This is a genomic window from Streptomyces cahuitamycinicus, from assembly GCF_002891435.1.
Lineage (GTDB): Bacteria > Actinomycetota > Actinomycetes > Streptomycetales > Streptomycetaceae > Streptomyces > Streptomyces cahuitamycinicus.
This window is the reverse complement of record NZ_POUC01000022.1, coordinates 1-17,439: the sequence shown is the minus strand read 5'-3', so window position 1 is coordinate 17,439 and position 17,439 is coordinate 1. Positions and strand designations below refer to the sequence as shown.

Annotated in this window: 12 protein-coding genes; 2 read left to right on the top strand and 10 right to left on the bottom strand. The window is 68.1% G+C overall.

Features of this window, described 5'->3' with window-relative positions; translation table 11 throughout:
* Positions 1 to 29 precede the first annotated feature (29 nt).
* The 3 genes from C1J00_RS05370 to C1J00_RS46415 all read right to left on the bottom strand — a co-directional run bounded on the left by C1J00_RS05370 (position 30) and on the right by C1J00_RS46415 (position 7,443).
* Positions 30 to 6,155: a DNRLRE domain-containing protein gene (locus tag C1J00_RS05370; protein ID WP_102907872.1), complete on the bottom strand. Its 6,126-nt coding sequence runs from the start codon at positions 6,153 to 6,155 to the stop codon at positions 30 to 32.
* A gap of 764 nt (positions 6,156 to 6,919) precedes the next feature.
* Entirely contained in the window at positions 6,920 to 7,150 is a 231-nt protein-coding gene (locus C1J00_RS46420; RefSeq protein WP_245936218.1) for a hypothetical protein, read from the bottom strand.
* 26 nt (positions 7,151 to 7,176) lie between these two features.
* Positions 7,177 to 7,443 carry a hypothetical protein gene (locus tag C1J00_RS46415; RefSeq protein WP_245936217.1) on the bottom strand — a complete coding sequence of 89 codons (267 nt, stop codon included), beginning with the start codon at positions 7,441 to 7,443 and terminating at the stop codon, positions 7,177 to 7,179.
* A 78-nt stretch (positions 7,444 to 7,521) separates the two neighbouring features.
* On the opposite strand from C1J00_RS46415, the gene C1J00_RS05360 reads away from it, so the two are divergent.
* Both C1J00_RS05360 and C1J00_RS05355 read left to right on the top strand, forming a co-directional pair.
* A complete protein-coding gene (locus C1J00_RS05360) occupies positions 7,522 to 7,980 on the top strand; it encodes a nucleoside deaminase (RefSeq protein WP_102907871.1) in 459 nt (152 codons plus the stop codon).
* A 134-nt stretch (positions 7,981 to 8,114) separates the two neighbouring features.
* Positions 8,115 to 9,512, top strand: a complete 1,398-nt coding sequence (locus C1J00_RS05355) for a condensation domain-containing protein (protein ID WP_102907870.1) — start codon at positions 8,115 to 8,117, stop codon at positions 9,510 to 9,512.
* 22 nt (positions 9,513 to 9,534) lie between these two features.
* Here C1J00_RS05355 and ccsB read toward each other — a convergent pair whose 3' ends face one another.
* From ccsB to hemL, 7 genes are all read right to left on the bottom strand, one after another.
* Entirely contained in the window at positions 9,535 to 10,614 is a 1,080-nt protein-coding gene (gene ccsB, locus C1J00_RS05350; RefSeq protein WP_102907869.1) for a c-type cytochrome biogenesis protein CcsB, read from the bottom strand.
* On the bottom strand, positions 10,611 to 12,356 hold the full coding sequence (gene resB / locus C1J00_RS05345; RefSeq protein ID WP_102907868.1) for a cytochrome c biogenesis protein ResB: 1,746 nt from the start codon (positions 12,354 to 12,356) through the stop codon (positions 10,611 to 10,613). The genes ccsB and resB overlap by 4 nt, the downstream gene beginning before the upstream one ends.
* A gap of 3 nt (positions 12,357 to 12,359) precedes the next feature.
* Positions 12,360 to 13,130, bottom strand: a complete 771-nt coding sequence (locus tag C1J00_RS05340) for a cytochrome c biogenesis CcdA family protein (RefSeq protein ID WP_102907867.1) — start codon at positions 13,128 to 13,130, stop codon at positions 12,360 to 12,362.
* Positions 13,131 to 13,143: 13 nt separating this feature from the next.
* Positions 13,144 to 13,791, bottom strand: a complete 648-nt coding sequence (locus tag C1J00_RS05335; RefSeq protein ID WP_102907866.1) for a TlpA family protein disulfide reductase — start codon at positions 13,789 to 13,791, stop codon at positions 13,144 to 13,146.
* Between the two features lie 66 nt (positions 13,792 to 13,857).
* On the bottom strand, positions 13,858 to 15,156 hold the full coding sequence (locus tag C1J00_RS05330) for a polysaccharide deacetylase family protein (protein WP_102907865.1): 1,299 nt from the start codon (positions 15,154 to 15,156) through the stop codon (positions 13,858 to 13,860).
* Between the two features lie 195 nt (positions 15,157 to 15,351).
* Complete coding sequence (locus C1J00_RS05325; protein ID WP_102907896.1) at positions 15,352 to 15,999, bottom strand: histidine phosphatase family protein; 648 nt, start codon at positions 15,997 to 15,999, stop codon at positions 15,352 to 15,354.
* 38 nt (positions 16,000 to 16,037) lie between these two features.
* Positions 16,038 to 17,354 carry a glutamate-1-semialdehyde 2,1-aminomutase gene (gene hemL / locus C1J00_RS05320; protein WP_102907895.1) on the bottom strand — a complete coding sequence of 439 codons (1,317 nt, stop codon included), beginning with the start codon at positions 17,352 to 17,354 and terminating at the stop codon, positions 16,038 to 16,040.
* Positions 17,355 to 17,439: the final 85 nt, after the last annotated feature.

The following is a 17,439-nucleotide window of genomic DNA, read 5'->3' as shown; positions in this document are numbered from 1 at the left end:
GCGCCGCAGCCTGACAGATAGGTACCTAGCTACCAGCGCTTCCACCACGGCTTGCCGCGTGGCGCCGGATCCCAGGGCCGATGGCGGCCTATGCCGGGACGCCGGTGGTAGTGCGGACGGTACTTTCCGCGCACCTTGTGGTAGTGGACGCCGAACTGTCTACGGCCGTTGTACCTGAGGTCGCAGCCGAAGCCGCCGGCGTTGGGGAATCGCACACAGCGAACGCGGGTCTTCCTGACGATGTTCCTGGCGCCGTTCCAGGCTCGCCGAACAGCGGGTCCAATCTTCCGACAGGACCTCCAGCACCACTGGAGACCGCGGCCCACCCAAGCCACCCAGCGACCGTCAAGATCGTACTTGTTTACAGGGTCGGCATACGTGTACTCGTAGGCATTCGCACTTCCTCCATACACCGGATCGATGGACAGGAAGCGTCCGGTAGCGGGGTTATACAGCCGGACGCCCATAAGGGTAAGGCCGGTTAGGGTCTCGGTGGAGCGTTGTTTGGCCCCGAGCCAGTTGTAGCGGGTGGCCTGCTGCTCCGGACGGGGGTTTCCGTACTCGTCACTGTCCAGGGCGGTCGGTGCCTGGGTCGTGTCCAGCGGCAGTTGGAGGGCGACGTCGCCGCGGATGGTGGTGAGCTGCAGGACGGTGTCGCCGGTTTTGCTCGTAGTGGCTGCGAGATCTCCGGAGGTGCCCCCCACGTTACGGGTCAGGTCTCCGGTGGCGTTGTCCTCGATGATCCAGCGCGGGTTGTCGCTGTCGCTGTCGTAGTGGTTGGTCTTGGATGCGGTCTGCGCCCAGGTGGTGCCGCTGCCGGTTTCGACCTTCCAGGAGCGGAAGCGCAGGGCGGCGTCGAGTTGCCACGTCTGGCGCTGGCCGTCTGCGGTGAGCTGGTGGGCGAGGTCGTTGGTGTAGTAGTTGATGGTGCTGCCTGGCAGGGCGGAGGTGCGGCCGAACGCGTCGTAGCTGTAGCCGGAGTTCACGAGGCGGTCGGCGCTGTCATAGGTGTAGTTGGTGGTGGTCGCTCCCGTAGAGGTACAGGCACCGCCGGAGGCCGCGGTGGCAGTGGCCAGTGATTTGCGGTTGCTGCGCTGGTCAAAGGAGTAGGTCCGGCGGGTACAGACCTCGCCGACGGTGTCGTCGACTCCTGTGAGACGTCCGGCCTTGTCGTAGGTGTATCTCTGGGCGGACCAGCCCTGGTGGCTGGTGGCCTGGCCGTGGACGTTCTCGGTGACGGTGTCGGCATAGACGGTGACGTCGTCGCTGTCGCGGATGTAGGTCCGGGAGGTGCTTGCTCCGGTGGTGTCTTCGGTGACATTCAGGGTGTAGCCGCCGGGGAGTTTCTCGGTGGCGACGGATCCGTCGGCGTCGTAGGTGGCGGAGAAGTCACCGGCGACGGAGTCTCTGGTCTTGGTCACCAGACCGCGTGGTTCGGCGGTGTGGTCGTAGGTGTAGGTCACCGTCGAGGGGGCGGTGTCTGCCCTCTTGACCGGCCGGTCCAGCTTGTCGTACTCGGTGGTGGTCCTGCCTCCGTCGGCGTCGGTGTAGGAGATCAGCCGGCCGAGCTTGTCGTAGCCCTTGGTGATGGTTCCGCCAGTGGGCGAGGTGACCTTGATGGTCCTGCCGGTGGCCGGGTCGTACTCCGTGGTGGATTCCGGGACGGGTTGGCCGAAGGTGCCCGTGGTGGTGGTCTTCTCCGGGCGGCCTGCAGCGTCGTAGGTGGTGGTCGTTGTGCGGGTCTTGTCGTTGGCTGTGTCCACGACCTCGGTGGACTGCCCCCAGTAGTTGTACTCGGTGGTGGTGTCGGGCAGGTTGGCCGGATTGGAGCCACCGCCGGTGATAGCGCCGGCCGGTCCGGTCCAGCACACCTGGTCGGCCCATTCGGGACGACCGTTGCAGGAGCCGGTGCCGTCGGCTGCCCAGTATTCGGCAATGCGGGTGGCTGCGTCGTTGCCGGTGGAGCCGGGCAGTGACTGTGACGTGACGCGGCCTTGGGCGTCGTAGTCGGTGGCGGTGGTGAGGTTCAGGCCGCCGGCGTCCTGGATGGTGAGGGTGGGCAGACCCTTGGCCCAGTCGTACTGGGTCTCGGTGACGCGCTTCTCACTCATGATCGAGTAGTAGTCGCGCACGCGGGCGCCGGTGATCTCCAGGGTTACCTGGTCCTTGACCTTGGCGGTACCGTCGGTGGGCCGGCCGTTGTCGTACTCCTTGACGGTCCAGGTGCGGGCGGGCACGGAGGTGCCGGCCTCGACCAGGACGGTGCTGCCTTCCTTGAGGTCCTCGCTCAGGTCCACGCGGTGGATGGGGCCGAACTCTTCCAACTCACGGGTGCCGGTTTCGTTGTAGAGCGAAGTGGTCGACAGTAGGTGGGCCCTCTCCGACGACGAACGGGCGATGATTCCCAGGTCTGTCAGAGTGTCCTTGTGCGCGTCGCTGCTGCCGAGGGCGAGTTTGCGGTTGGCTGCGGTCAGCTGGCGGACGGTGTTGCCGAACCGGTCGTACTCGGTCGTGCTGATCACCTTGCCCGGCTCCACGGTGTTGACCTCACGGCCGGAGGCGTTGAGGTAGTGGATGATGGCGCGGTTGTAGCTGCCGGACGTCAGGGCAGTGCCGTCGTTCGACTGCGGAACAGCGTCGGCAGGGAAGAGGGCAGTGGCATCGCTCGGTGCGTCGAGCTGGCCCCAGGCGACGATGCTGGAGGCACCCATGGCGTGGGGGGCCTTGGTGCCGGTCAACGGGACGCCGTAGACGATGCTGGTGACTGCCTCCCCCTCGATGGTGCTGGCCGTGCCCTGCTTGAGTGCCGGACGCGAAAGCTTCAGCAACATGCCGTCGCCGGGTGCGGTGCCGCTGCCGGCGTTGCCGTAGGTAAAGGTGTAGGGCAGTTCTCCGGGCGGCTGCATCCAGGTGACGCGGCCCTCGTGGTAGGCGTACTGGGTCTCGGCCTGCTGGCCGATGCGGGGGTCCCAAGACTGGCGCAGCCGGCCCTGAGAGTCGTAGCGGTAGGTGGCCACGGCAGTCGCAGTCGCAGCCGCGGCGCCGGGGGCGGTTGCCCAGAGCCGGATCTGCTTGACCTGTCCGGTGAAGTCGCCGAACTGGGTGTCGGTTTCGGTGCCGGTGGCGGTGGTGGAGGTCGCGTAGGTGAATTCCAACACCCGGCAGCCCTTGGTGGACGGGGTGGCTTCGCAGGTTGCCGCGGTCGCCGCCGAGGTCGGTGCGATGATCCGCTTAGGGCGGGCCAGGACCTTGCCGCCAATGGTCACCGCCTCGGAGACCACCTTGGTGACGGAGTTCGCCAGGCCGTCCAGCAGAGTGCTGGAAACTTGCCAGGTGGTGCCGCCGGCGGGCTTGGTGAACGTGGTGACCGTTCCCTCGGTGTCGGACAGGGTGAAGGTGCCGCTCACGCTGCCCTTGAGGACCAAGTCTTCCGCGCCCGGCTCGGGGATCCAGCCGGTCTTGGCGGAGTTGGCGGTGAAGTTGAGAGCGTCGCCCTCGGCCGTCACCACCGCTACCGCATTGTCGGCGATCTTCTGCAGGTGGTTGAAGTCGGACTCGGTCGTGTCCGCCACGGTGCCCGACACCCACTCCTTGCCGAAGATGGCAGCCTGGCCCTCCTGCTTGGCGCCCTGGTCGGGTGTGCGGGAAGAAGCGGTGCGGCTCACCGACATGTCGAAGAACGAGGCGTCGGTCTCGGACAGGGTGTAGTTGCCGGTGAGCAGGTTCAGCGAGCCGGGACCGGTGTCGGTGGTTGCCGCGCCGTCGGCATTGCGGTCCACGATCGCTGTCAGCGGAGCGGTGCTGGAGGATGCGGAGTTGGGGCCGGTGAAGTCGGCCTTGATCTGGATCGTTCCACCTGGGGAGACAGTGCTGGTGGCATTCCACACCAAAGGCGCGTTCTTCCCCTGCGTCAGCGCAACCGGCCAGGCAGTGAGCGCGGTATCGTCCGCGGTGACGTCACCCGCCGGGATCTTCAGCCAGGCGTCCGCTTCCGAACGACGCCAGGAGAACGAGACCTTGTCATACTTGGCGGCCTCGGCCTCGGCGACTAGCGGCAGTCGGCGTGCGGTGCGCTCACCCTCGGAGGGCTGGATGAATCCGCCCGAGCCGGCGTGGAAGATGTACTCCAGCACCTCGGACTTGTTGTCGGCCTTGTCCACCGAGCGGACCTGCAGGGTGTGTGTGCCGTTGCGCGGTGGGGTGACGGTGATGTTCTTGGCCGTGCCCGAACCGCCTGTGGCGACCTTGGTCCAGGTCACCCCGTCCAGGGACCACTCCAGCCAGTTGTGATCACTTCCGGGCGGAGTGACGGTGAACGTCCCTCCCTGGCCGGCGCCCTTGACCCACTGCCCGGACGGGTAGTCCGTCGAGGTGATCTTCGTCGGTGCGGACGGGGCGGAGGTGTCGACTGTGAACGTCTTCCATGCCGACCAGCCGTTGTTGTAGTGGGTTCCGTCATACGGGCTGGTGCGGAACTTGTACGTCTTGCCGTTGGCCAAAACCCCAGAGGGCACGGTCACGGACGCGGCGGATCCGGAGGCCACGAACTTGGAGACCAGGTTGCTGCCGATCTGGGTGTTGCTGGCCGCGTCATACACCTGGAAAGTGCCGTTGACTTTGTCTCCGTCGGCGTCGACGAAGGTGTCCCTCAACGTGGGCGTAGCCGTGTTCACGACATTGGCGCCGTTGTATGAGAAGAACGGCGGCCCGGCCTCCTGCTTGGTACCGGTCTTGGGCCGGAAGTTGTAGTTCACTACCAGCTTGGGCGGGTTAGTGGCGGCATTGGCGGAGTTGACCCGCTTCCACTGCGCAGCTACCGACTCGCTGGATGCTCGCAGACCCATGTGGCCGCGGCTGGTCTTGGCCGTTGCCCACTCCTGCACCAGCGAGGTCACATCCGCGTTGATCCACCCGTCGGGCTGTGTCGAACAGCCGGCGTTGCCGCGGGTCTCGCTCGAGGTGGCCTTCTTCGCCGTCATCGCCGGGCGGTTGGTCCACCGGCTGGATGTCGAGGCCGCACCCGAGGACCACACCTCCCATGGGTAGAGCTTGCAGTCGGTGTTGCCGGAGTGGAAGTTCCACAGCGACAGCTTGGCGCTGGAGACCAGCGCGTCCTGGACGCCGCTGGTGTTCCAAGTGATGAAGGACTGCGCGGTGCGCGGCGTGCCGTCGGCGTTCGTGGTGCCGGGGTTACCGAAGTCCAGCTCAGTGTCGGTGGACAGGTCGACGCTCTCGCCCTGCTGCACATAGGTGTCGAAGACATTGGACAACGATGACGTCGACGGGTCGATGGTGACCGGGTACCGCGTGTCAGGGTTCGCCAGGAACTTCGCATCCGGGGTGACGACCAGGTCCACGCCCCCCTTGGCCCTGACGACCTTCATAGCGACCCTGGCCCGATTGGTGTACTCACCGGAGCGCTTGTCGACGGCCGAATCCCACATCATCGGCGCGGGCATGACAGCCCGCTTCTTGCTCTTCTTGTCGGTGAACAGGACGCTACCGTCCTTGAGCTGCTTGACCTTCAACCCTTTGGCCTTCAGCGGCAGCGTGTAGGAGTAGGCCTCCGATCCGGGCCGCTCCTTCAGCTCGACATACTGCTCGAACCCGGTCCTGGTCGCCTCCACCACGACATCCGCCCCGGGTACGGCGTTGGAGTACTCCGCCCGAGTCCCGTCCAGTTTCGGCTTGGGCAGTCCCCCCTTCCACTGCAGAGCGATCTGTTCGTCCCCCTCGCCCAGCGTCACCAGGTCCACGGCCTTGGCCTGCCGTGCGGCCTTCAGCGACTTAGCCGGCGTACCGGTGCGGCCCGCCAGGCGCAGCTTGTTGGGATGGGCCACCGGAGCCACTCCGTCCCCCGAGGCCCGAAGGTCCGCATCCACATCGACCCACGCGCCGTCCCGCTTGAAGCGGACCGGTCCCGCTGCCATCTCGGTGGTCAGACTGCCGTCCTTGTTCACCCACGTCGTCGACGTCTCGGTGCGCTCGCTCAGCGCCTCCACCCGCCGGCCCGACAACCGGGCAGCGACCTTTGCCGACGCGGTGTCCTTGGCGACAGAGACCCCCTTGACCTTGGCTCTGTCGCTCTTGGCTGAACGGCCCTCATCGGCCGCAGGAGCAGCTGAAGCCGCTCCCTCCAGCAACGTCACAGACATGAGAACCGCCAGCCCGCCCGATATCCATCGCAGACTCCGGCTTTGCTCATGCCATACCCGCCCTCTCTCCTCAGGAGAAGGCATCACTTCATCAGGTCTCACGAATCCATTCCCGTCTTTCACCTGCGAGGAAACTGTGAACGAACGGAAAAGTAACCAGGGACACAAGGTCACCAAAATCACCAAACGCCCAACTCGGTCGCTCTCGCCCCCGGGAATGCGCATGACCTTGATCACAACGCGCAATGTCATGAATTCGGAACTCTGCATTCCAGCAATACGGAATCAGTCAAAGAGACTAGAACACGCCAGCCAGGTTGACTGAAGAAGACCTATCCTCATGGCCGAAACCGAGCACTGCGTGTCAGTGGCAAACCGGTCCGCCGTACCAACCCGCCCGACCTCCCCGCCGAGTCGCAGATAAGATCCACCCGGTCCCAGCCACCGGCCGGGACATCGCACCCGGGCCCGCCGCCACCCGCTCGAAACCAAATGCTCAAACGGCAGACTCTCGGAAAGCCCTCCATGAACCCTCGCGCACCACTCTTCTGCACGTACACCATCGCCGCAGCCATCCACTCCGCCGCACTCATCACGCTCCTCACCCACGGCACCCGAACCGCCCTCAACTTCACTCTCCCAGCCCTCGGATCGCTTATTGCCGTATGGCTCGTCCACCACGGCACACCAACCCCACGCCGCGTAAGAGAAACAACCAGACCCAGATAGACCGCGCGGAAATACAGGGGTTTCCCTCGCGGTAATCAGCCCGCGCCGGGCCCGGGTGACGCCACGACGTCGGTAGACACCTTCAGCAGGACGCCCTCGAGCGCGATGGCCACACCGACGGACAGCCGGCCGCCGACGCCCGACTCCGCGACGCGGTAACCGGCCCCGGCCATGAGCGCCGCGTCCGCGAGGTAGGCGCCGAGACGGTCGACGTAGATGCCGGATGCGCTGTTCTGCCCCTTCCATCGGGTGACTTCGCCGTCCACGCAGTCGAAGAGGAGGAAGGGCTACATCAGGACGACGGCCAGCACGGCCCCCTCAGGCCCGGGATCATCAGCCCGGCGCCGGACGCCACTCCGCACACCCCCATGGTCCAGGTGAGCTGGTCCGGGGTGACGGGCCTGCGCACCAACTGCCGGGTGAACCGCAGGGAGATGCTGCGCATGTCCAGCCGGCCCGCCCAGTGCTCGCCGTTGCGGCTCGCCAGCTTCGCCTGCGGCCGGCAGACCTCCCGCAGCTCCCCCAGAACCGGGCAGCGGCCATGGCCGTTCCTCCACACCAGGGGGACCGACCGCCGCCCGTGCGGCGATGATCGGGCCCGGTTACAGAGAAGGGGTGCGCGGTCATGGATGAGGGCATGGACCCGGCACAGGCACGCATATGGCTCACGACCGCCTTCGAGGAGGCCCGGACCGGGCTCGCCGAGGGCGGGATCCCGATCGGGGCCGCGCTGTACGGCGCCGACGGCACACTGCTGGGCCGCGGCCGCAACCGCCGCGTCCAGGACGGCGATCCGTCCCTGCACGCGGAGACCGCGGCCTTCCGCGCGTCCGGGAGGCAGCGCTCCTACCGGGGCACGACGATGGTGACGACGCTGTCGCCGTGCTGGTACTGCTCCGGCCTGGTGCGGCAGTTCGGCATCTCCCGGGTGGTGATCGGCGAGGCGACCACGTTCCGGGGAGGGCTCGACTGGCTGGCGCGACACGGCGTGGAGATCGTTCTGTTGGACGACCCCGAGATTATCGAACTGATGCGCGCCTTCGTCACCGAGCGCCCGGAGCTGTGGCGCGAGGACATCGGCGACCGAGAGGAATGACCCGAACGGCTGCCGGAGCGCTCACCACCTGGGATGCCATCCGTTCGACTGACCCTTCGGGGAATCCGGTGTGGATTGTTCACCCCCACGGCACATCGTGATCGTGACACCCCATCCGCGAACGGAGACACCTCGTGCGCTTGACGGACATCCGGCACTGTGAGGTACGGCCAGGACGACTCGTGGAGTGGACACTCGATCCGGCGGCCGCCGCGGCGGTGAAGGGCCTCCCGGAGGACTCCAGACCTCCGGCCTACATCCAGGAGTCGCACATCAGGACCTCCCGGTCCGTGCGTGAGGACGGGCTGTTCGTGCCGACCTGGATCGGCGTGTGTTTCGATCTCCCGGGCCGGGCGGAACTGGACGTCCTCCAGGGCGCGCTGCACGCTTGGACACTGCGGCACGAGACACTGCGCAGCGGCTTCGTCTGGTCCGGGCTGCCCGGCGACGAGATCACCCGGTACACGCTCGACAGCGAGGACGTGCGCCTGCGCCGGGAACGCATCGGCGACTTCACGGACGCGGCAGCGCTGGCCGAGCATCTCCAGAAGCGGTTCGACACCGTGGCGGACGCACTCCGGTGGCCCAACTTCATCTACGCGGCGGTCGTCCGGGATGACAGCACCAGCGTGTACATGGCCTTCGACCACAGCAACGTCGACGCCTACTCGCTTCAGAACATCCCCGTCGCCCTCCATGAGCTCTACGCGGCGGTCGCGGCGGGCCGTTCCCCGGAGGAGGAACCCGTCGCCAGCTACGTCGACTTCTGCGAGGCCGAACGGACGGACGCGGACAAGCTCGACGAAAGCCATGACATCGTGGTCCGCTGGCGAGAGTTCATCAAGAACTGCGACGGGCAGATGCCGAACTTCCCCATCGATCTCGGCCTGGGCAGCGACGGCGGACTGCCCCGGCAGAAGGCGCTGTGCGAGCCGCTGGTGGACGCCGACGACGCCGAGGCGTTCGAGGCGCACTGCCGCCCCTACGGCGGCAGCACGGTCGGCGTGCTGGCGGCCACCGCGCTCATCCTCCACGAGATGGACGGGGAGCCCGTCTTCCGCACCGTCGTGCCGTTCCACACCCGGGTGACGTCCCAGTGGTCGGACTCCGTGGGCTGGTACGTCGGCGGGGCACCGGTGGAGATCCCGCTGGCGGGGGTCCGGGACTTCCATGGAGCCCTGGAGAACGCACACGCCGAGCTGCGCGCCAACCGGCGGCTGGCCCGCACACCCCTCGAGCGGGTGCTCCGGCTGATCGGAACGGACTTCCGCCCCACGTCTCCCGACCTGTACTCCCTGGTGTCCTACCTCGACGCCCGCGACATCCCCGGCTCCGAGCAGTGGGTCGAGCAGAAGGTCTACGGACTGGTCAGGGTCTCGTACGGCGACCGGGTCTGCGTCTGGGTCAACAGAGTCCACGAGGGCCTTTGGTTCGCCTGCCGCTACCCGGACACCGACATCGCGCACGAGAACCTGTCCCGGTACGCGACCCGGCTGCGGGAGGTGATCAGGAGCGTCGCCCGGCAGGGCTGACCGCTGCTCCGAGGGAGGCGCGTTACACGCCCGCGTAGGAGTGCTTGCCGGAGACGAAGATGTTCACGCCGTAGTAGTTGAACAGCCAGCAGCCGAAGGCGATCAGGGCCAGGTAGGCGGCCTTGCGGCCCTTCCAGCCGGCGGTTGCGCGGGCGTGCAGGTAGCAGGCGTAGGCGACCCAGGTGATGAAGGACCAGGTCTCCTTCGGGTCCCAGCCCCAGTAGCGGCCCCAGGCGTCACCGGCCCAGATGGCGCCCGCGATGATCGTGAACGTCCACAGCGGGAAGACGGCCGCGTTGACGCGGTAGGAGAACTTGTCGAGGGAGGCGGAGGAGGGCAGCCGCTCCAGGACGGACGTCGCGAAGGTGCCGGGCGTGCCGCCGCTCGCGAGCTTGCTCTCGTAGGAGTCCTTGAACAGGTACAGGATCGTGCCGACCGCGCCCACGTAGAAGACCGCGCCGCAGAAGATCGCCGTCGAGACGTGGATGTACAGCCAGTACGAGTGCAGGGCCGGGACCAGCTGGTCGCTGGCGGTGTAGAGGACCGTGACCGCCAGGCCCAGGTCGAGCAGGACCGAGGTGATCAGGAACAGGCCGAGCCAGCGGACGTTCTTCTTCAGCGTCAGCAGCCCGAGGTACACGCCGACGGCGACCGTGGAGAACGTGATGTTGAACTCGTACATGTTGCCCCAGGGGGCGCGCTCCACCGACAGGGCGCGGGTGACGACCCCGCCCAGCTCGACCAGGAAGGCGAGCACCGTGAGGGAGATGGCGATCCGGCCGTACAGGTCGCCCTGTTCGTCCCCGCCATGTGCCCCGGGGCCGTCCGGCACGTCGCGCTGGCCGGCCGCGGCCCGCACGGTGACCTTCGGCCGCTCCAGCACGGCGGTGCCGCCGGCCTTGTTCACGGTGACGGCCGGGGTCTTCTGGGCGTCCGGTTGGGTGGTGAGCGCGGCGGCGGTCCGGGCGACCTTGCTGCGGCTGCCGAAGAGCCATTCGGCGATGTACGCGAAGAAGGCCAGGGTGTAGACGGCCATCGCGGAGTAGATCAGCACATTGCTGATGCTCGCGAGGTTTTCGTTGGTGGCGGCGGCGAGAGTCACTGCTTCTCAGCCCCTTCGGCAGGTACGGGGGTTGCGGTACCCGGCTCCAGGTCGGTGTCGGGGGAATCTGTGGGGTCGTCCGGTTCGGGCGCGCCCGGTGCCTGCTCGTACAGGACTCCGGCGAGGTCGCCCAGTTCCTCGGGGACCTTGGCGGACTCGCTGCGGCCGAGGCCGGCCATCTCGACGACGGTGACGCCGTCGGCGCCCCTGACCGCGCGCACCCAGACGCGGCGGCGCTGGATGAACAGGGAGGCGGCGAGGCCGCCGATCGCGGCGAGGGCACCGGCGAGGGCCCAGCCGCTGCCGGGCTGCTGGACGACCTGGAAGCCGGCCCACTCCTTGATGTCCTTGCCGAAGGTGACCGAACCGGCGCCGTTCGGGAGCTTCATGGTCTCGCCGGGCTTCAGCAGCTTCTTGAACAGCTTGCCCTGGGAGTCCTTGAACTCCTTCATGTTGGTCCGGTCCATCTGGTACACGCTCTGCGGGATGCCCGAGTCGGCCCCCAGGTCGCCGTGGTAGGCGGACAGCGCGAGCAGCGGTGAGTCCAGCGCGGGGAACTGCGAGAGCATCGTGCCGCTGGCGGAGCCGCCGAAGGTCGGCACGAAGAACGCGTTGAAGCCGAGCTGTTCCTTCTTGCCCTGGGCGTTGCGGTAGCCGTCGAGGACCTTGACGACGCCGGAGGAGGTGACGTTGGCGTCCAGCGGCAGCAGCGGTACGGCGTCGTCGAAGACGACCTTGCCCTTGGCGTCCCGGACGGTGATCACGGGGGCGTAGCCGTGGCTGACGAGGTAGACCTTGGAGTCGCCGATCTCCAGGGGGTGGTTGACCCTGACGGTGTCGTTCTCGTCCTTGCCGTAGGCGCCCGCGCTGTAGGTGATGTCGGCCTGGTAGATCCGCGGGGTGCCCTTGTTGGGGCCGGTGCGCTCGTAGGTTCCGGTGAACTTCTTCAGGTTGAAGCTGAACGGCACCAGGTCGTCGGACGTGAAGAGGTTGCCGGACTTGAAGTCGTCGTACTGGGTGAGGGTGTTGGAGAAGCCGTCGCCCTCGACGACGAGCTTGTTGCCCTCGGACTTGAAGAGCTGGCCCCAGGCGAAGGCGGTCAGCATCACGATGAGGGCGATGTGGAAGGCGAGGTTGCCCACCTCGCGCAGGTAGCCCTTCTCGGCGGCGACGGCGTTCCCGGTGAGGTGGGTGCGGAAGCGTCGCTTCTTCAGCAGGGCCAGGGCGGCCTGCTGGACCTGCTCGGGTTCGGCCGTGGTGCGCCAGGTGGTGTGCGCGGGCAGCCGGTTCAGCCGCCGGGGCGCGCCGGGCGGCAGGCCGCGCAGCTGGCCGACGAACTGCCAGGTGCGGGGCACGATGCAGCCGATGAGGGAGACGAACAGCAGGATGTAGATCGCGGAGAACCACACCGAGCTGTAGACGTGGAACAGGCCGAGCTTGTCGTAGACGTCCCCGAGGGTGGGGTTGGCCTTGCGGAAGTCGGCGACCTTCGTCTCGTCCTGGCCGGACTGCGGGATGAGCGAGCCGGGGATCGCGCCGAGGGACAGCAGCAGGAGCAGCAGCAGCGCGACCCGCATGGAGGTCAGCTGCCGCCAGAACCAGCGGGCCCAGCCGACGACGCCCAGGGCGGGCAGGTTGGGCGCGTCCTCCTTGGGGGCGGTGGACAGCTGGGAGCCGGCGTCACCCAGCTCGCGGGCCTCGGCGGCGGAGGGGGCCGGGTCGGAGGCGGTGGTCTTGCTCATCGATCAGATCCCCACAGTGAAGCCGTCGGACCAGACCTGCATCTCCTGCACGATGCGGTCCCACGCGCCGGTCAGCAGGAGCAGACCGGTCACGATCATCATGGTGCCGCCGACCCGCATCACCCAGACGTAGTGGCGCTTGATCCAGCCGAAGGCTCCGAGGGCTTTGCGGAAGGCGACCGCGGCGAGCACGAAGGGCACGCCCAGGCCCAGACAGTACGCGAAGGTGAGTATCGCCCCGCGACCGGCGGTTCCCTGCTGCCAGGCGAGTGTCTGCACGGCGGCCAGGGTCGGGCCGATACAGGGCGTCCAGCCGATACCGAAGAGGGCGCCGAGCACGGGGGCTCCCACGAGGCCGGTCGCCGGCTTCTTGTGAAAACGGAACTCGCGCTGGGTGAGCCAGGGCATCAGGCCCATGAAGAAGACGCCCATCAGGATCATCAAGACGCCCAGCACCTTGGTCAGCACGCCCCGCTGGTCCTGGAGCGTCTGGCCGAAGTACCCGAAGAAGGCCCCGCCGGAGACGAAGACGGCCGTGAAGCCGAGCACGAACAGCGAGGCTCCGGCGACCATCCGCCCCCGCCGGGCCTCGGCCAGGTCGGTGCCGCTGACTCCGGTGACGTAGGACAGGTAGCCGGGCACGAGCGGCAGCACGCAGGGCGAGAAGAAGGAGACGAGTCCGCCGAGCAGTGCGATGGGCAGGGCCACCAGCAGCGCGCCGTTGAGCACGGTGCCGTTGGGGTCCGCGACCGCGGCGAGGGTGAGCGCGCTCACGTCACTTCTCCGCTCACTTCTCGGCGACGACGGGCTTGAGCATCTTCAGCAGCCGTTCCTCGCTGAGCGCGGACAGCGAGCGGGCCGCGATCTTGCCGTCGCGGTCGAGGATGAGCGTGGAGGGGATCGCCTGCGGGTTGAGCGTGCCCTTCTTGAAGCGCAGCAGCAGCTTGCCGGTCGGGTCGTAGAGGCTGGGGTAGGTGATCCCCCAGTCCTTCTCGAAGGCGAGGGCGGCGCCGGTGGAGGTGTCGCGGGTGTTGATGCCGACGAACTGCACGCCCTTGCCGGCGTACGCCTTGGAGACCTTCGCGAAGTACTTGGCCTCGGCGCGGCAGGGGTTGCACCAGGAACCCCAGACGTTGAGGACGACGACCTTGCCCTTGTAGTCGGCGACGTCGAGGGTCTTGCCGGCGATGGTCTTGCCGGACAGCTCGGGCGCCGGAGTGCGCTCGCCCTCGGCGGCCGTGGCGATGCCGTCGGTGCCGGTGACGAAGTTGGTGTTGCCGCCCCCGCCGGAGGTACCGCCGGAGCCGCACGCGGAGACGAGCAGCGCGGTCGCGGCGAGACCGGCGGTCAGGGCGGCGCTACGGCGGACACGGCGGGCGAGCTCGGTGGCACGGGTCGTGCGGTTCGAACGCTGGGGGGCGCTGGCGGCACTCATGTGAAAAGTTTCGCATGCCCGTTCTGGGGGTCTCGCCCACCCCCCTTGCGGGCGGAAAACCGCATTTCAGGCGGCGTTCCGCGAGGCGTTTCCGCTGGGGGTTGCGGTCTGGCCGGTGAACTCCCGCCAGCCACCGGCCGGCTGCTGCCCGACCCCGAGCGTGCGGAGCTTGCCGAGCACCTCGGGCTTCTGCACGTCCAGCCAGTCGGTGAACTGCCGGAAGGAGACGAGACGCACATCCGCGCCCTTCTCCTTCTCGCGCGCGATGTGCTGGAAGGCCTCCTCGACGGCGTCCATGTAGATGCCGCCGTTCCACTGCTCGAAGTGGTTGCCGATGAAGAAAGGTGCCCGGTTTGTCTCGTATGCCCGCTTGAATCCCTGGATGTACGCCTGCGCCGACTGCTTCCGCCAGCCCGGGTAGTTGTGGGCCGGGGCCTTCGTGGAGTTGAGGGACTGGTTGGCGAGCATGTTGTAGTCCATCGACAGGACCTCGAAGCCGCGGCCGGGGAAAGGTATCTGCTGGAGGGGCAGGTCCCAGATGCCCTGGCGCTTGCGCGGCCAGACCTGGAGGCCGCCGGGCGAGGAGGCGTCGTAGCGCCAGCCGAGCTCGCGGGCGGTGGGCAGCAGGTTGTCCCGGCCGAGCAGACAGGGCGTACGGCCGCCGACGAGCTCCTTGTCGTAGTCGAACGGCAGCGACGGCAGCTCGGTCCAGCCGGTGTTGGTGCGCCACTCCTTGACGAAGGACTTCGCCTGGTCGATCTCGCTGCGCCACTGCCGGGGCGTCCAGTTCTTGACCGAGCCGTGGGACTCGCCGCAGAAGTGCCCGTTGAAGTGGGTGCCGATCTCGTGGCCTTCCAGCCACGCCCGGCGGACGTTCTTCAGCGTGTCCTTGACGTGCTCGTCGGTGAGGTAGCCGATGTCGGAGGCGCCGCGCGGGTTGTTGGGCGGGTCGTACAGGCGCTTCTTCGACTCGGGCAGCAGGTACAGCCCGGACAGGAAGAAGGTCATGCTGGCGCCGTGCTCCTCGGCGAGGTCCAGGAAGCGCGGGAAGAGGCCGTTGCCGACCTCGCCGGCGCCGTCCCAGGAGAACACGACGAACTGCGGCGGGGTCTGCCCCGGCTCCAGCGGCTCGGGCCTGCCGGGCTGGCGGGGCTGCTTGCCGGTGTGGGCGGTGGAGCCGTCGCCGATGGGCCGGGCGGTGGGCTCGGGTTTCGGCTTCGATCCGCCCTGTGCGGAGTCGCCGCCGGAACCGTCGGCGTGGCCGGAGTCGTCCGAGCCCGTGAGACCGCCGCATCCGGCGAGCGAGACAGCGGCGGCGGCTCCCGCGCCGAGTCCGAGCATTCCCCTGCGGGAGAGAGCGCGCATGGCATCCCCGATTCGTTCACGTCGTGCTGGTCACCCAGTCAGAGGACGTGGCGAACGCGGAGGTTCCGCCGATATACGCAGATTCAGTAACGAAGCAGTCGTAAACGATCAGGAAGCAGTCGTAAACGATCAAAAGGGGGCGAACGAACGGCACTCACGCACCTTCCGAGCGCCCCCGCACGCAGGTCCGCGAACCTACGCTCCGAACGCCTTGCCCTGGCCCTTCACCGGCTTCGCACCGGCGAGGAGATGAGCCGGGACCAGGTCGCGGGCCGGCTCCGAGTAGCCGACGGAGACGATCCGGTCGCCCTGGTACGTGAAGGTCGTCAGCGAGGCGAGCGTGCACTGGCGCCTGCGCGGGTCGTGCCAGAGGCGGCGGCGTTCGACGTAGGACCGGACGATCCAGATGGGCAGCTGGTGACTGACCACGACCGCCTCGTGTCCGCGGGCCTTGTCCTTCGCCGCGCTCAGCGCGCTCGTCATGCGGACGACCTGGTCGACGTACGGCTCGCCCCAGGACGGGCGGAACGGGTTCACCAGATGCTTCCAGTTGCCGGGCTTGCGCAGCGCCCCGTCACCGACGCCGAACGTCTTGCCCTGGAAGATGTTGTCGGCCTCGATCAGCCGCTCGTCCGTGGCGAGGCCGAGCCCGTGCGCCTTCGCGATCGGCTCGGCCGTCTCCTGCGCCCGCTCCAGCGGCGAGGCGACCACATGCGTCACGTCGCGGCCGGACAGATGCTCCGCGACCCGGTCGGCCATCCGGCGGCCCAGGTCGGACAGGTGGTAGCCGGGGAGACGGCCGTAGAGGATGCCGTCCGGGTTGGCGACCTCGCCGTGCCGCATGAGGTGGACGACGGTGATGTCCTTGTCCGTCACGTCGCTCACGCCGTCGCCTCCGCAGCCGCCCGGGCCGCCGCCGGAAGGGCGTCGGCGATCCGCTGCACGGCCCGCTCGTCGTGCGCGGTGGACACGAACCAGGACTCGAAGGAGGACGGCGGCAGGTAGACGCCGTCCGCGAGCAGCGAGTGGAAGAACGCGGTGAAGCGGAAGGACTCCTGCGCCTTGGCGTCCTCGTAGTTCCGCACGGGCCGGTCGGTGAAGAACACGGAGAACATGTTGGAGGCGGTCTGCAGCCGGTGCGCGACGCCCTCCTTGGTCAGGGCCTCGGTGACGAGCCCCTGGATCTCCTTCGACACGGCGTCGACCTTGGCGTACGCGGCGTCGTCGAGAAGCCGCAGCTGGGCGAGCCCGGCGGCGGTGGCGACGGGGTTACCGGAGAGGGTGCCGGCCTGGTAGACGGGCCCGGCCGGGGCGAGGTGGGCCATGACGTCCGCGCGTCCGCCGAAGGCCGCCGCGGGGAAGCCGCCGCCCATGACCTTGCCGAAGGTCATCAGGTCTGGGACGACGCCGTCGACCCCGAACCACCCGGCGCGGCTGGTCCGGAAGCCGGTCATGACCTCGTCGGAGACGTAGAGGGCACCGTTCTCGGCGCAGAGGTCCTTCAGGCCCTGGTTGAAGCCCTCGGCGGGCGGCACGACGCCCATGTTGCCCGGGGAGGCCTCGGTGATCACGCAGGCGACCTCGCCCGGGTGGGCCCGGAAGGCCTCGCGTACGGCGTCGAGGTCGTTGTAGGGCAGGACGATGGTGTCGCCGGCCTGGGCGCCGGTGACGCCCGGCGTGTCGGGCAGCGCGAAGGTGGCGACGCCGCTGCCGGCCGCGGCGAGCAGCGAGTCGACGTGCCCGTGGTAGCACCCGGCGAACTTGATCACCTTGGTGCGCCGGGTGAAGCCGCGCGCGAGCCGGATCGCGGACATGGTCGCCTCGGTCCCGCTGGACACCAGCCGCACCTGCTCCAGCGGCGCGACCCGGGCGGTCATCTCCTCGGCGAGCGCGACCTCGCCCTCACCGGGCGTACCGAAGGACGTACCGCGGGAGACGGCGTCCTGCACGGCGGCGATGACCTCGGGGCGGGAGTGCCCGAGGATCATGGGCCCCCAGGAGCACACGAGGTCGACGTACTCCCTGCCGTCGGCATCGGTCAGATAGGGGCCGGTGCCCGACACCATGAACCGCGGCGTGCCGCCGACGGCCCGGAAGGCCCGCACCGGTGAGTTCACGCCACCGGGCGTGACGGCCGCCGCACGGTCGAAAAGAGCCTGCGAGGCCGGGGCTTCATACGGATATGCCAGTTCACTCATGACCTGCGACTCTCCGACCTTCTCCGACGCTGTCGGGCTCCGGGTGCCAGTGACCTGTTCAGGGTAGGCCAGGGGCGTGGGCGGG

Excerpts from the sequence above, each read along its gene's own strand:
- C1J00_RS05370 (WP_102907872.1), bottom strand. The coding sequence starts at position 6,155 with ATGTCTGTGACGTTGCTGGAGGGAGCGGCTTCAGCTGCTCCTGCGGCC.
- C1J00_RS05360 (WP_102907871.1), top strand. The coding sequence starts at position 7,522 with ATGGACCCGGCACAGGCACGCATATGGCTCACGACCGCCTTCGAGGAG.
- resB (WP_102907868.1), bottom strand. The coding sequence starts at position 12,356 with ATGAGCAAGACCACCGCCTCCGACCCGGCCCCCTCCGCCGCCGAGGCC.
- C1J00_RS05335 (WP_102907866.1), bottom strand. The coding sequence starts at position 13,791 with ATGAGTGCCGCCAGCGCCCCCCAGCGTTCGAACCGCACGACCCGTGCC.
- C1J00_RS05330 (WP_102907865.1), bottom strand. The coding sequence starts at position 15,156 with ATGCGCGCTCTCTCCCGCAGGGGAATGCTCGGACTCGGCGCGGGAGCC.
- C1J00_RS05325 (WP_102907896.1), bottom strand. The coding sequence starts at position 15,999 with ATGCGGCACGGCGAGGTCGCCAACCCGGACGGCATCCTCTACGGCCGT.
- hemL (WP_102907895.1), bottom strand. The coding sequence starts at position 17,354 with ATGAGTGAACTGGCATATCCGTATGAAGCCCCGGCCTCGCAGGCTCTT.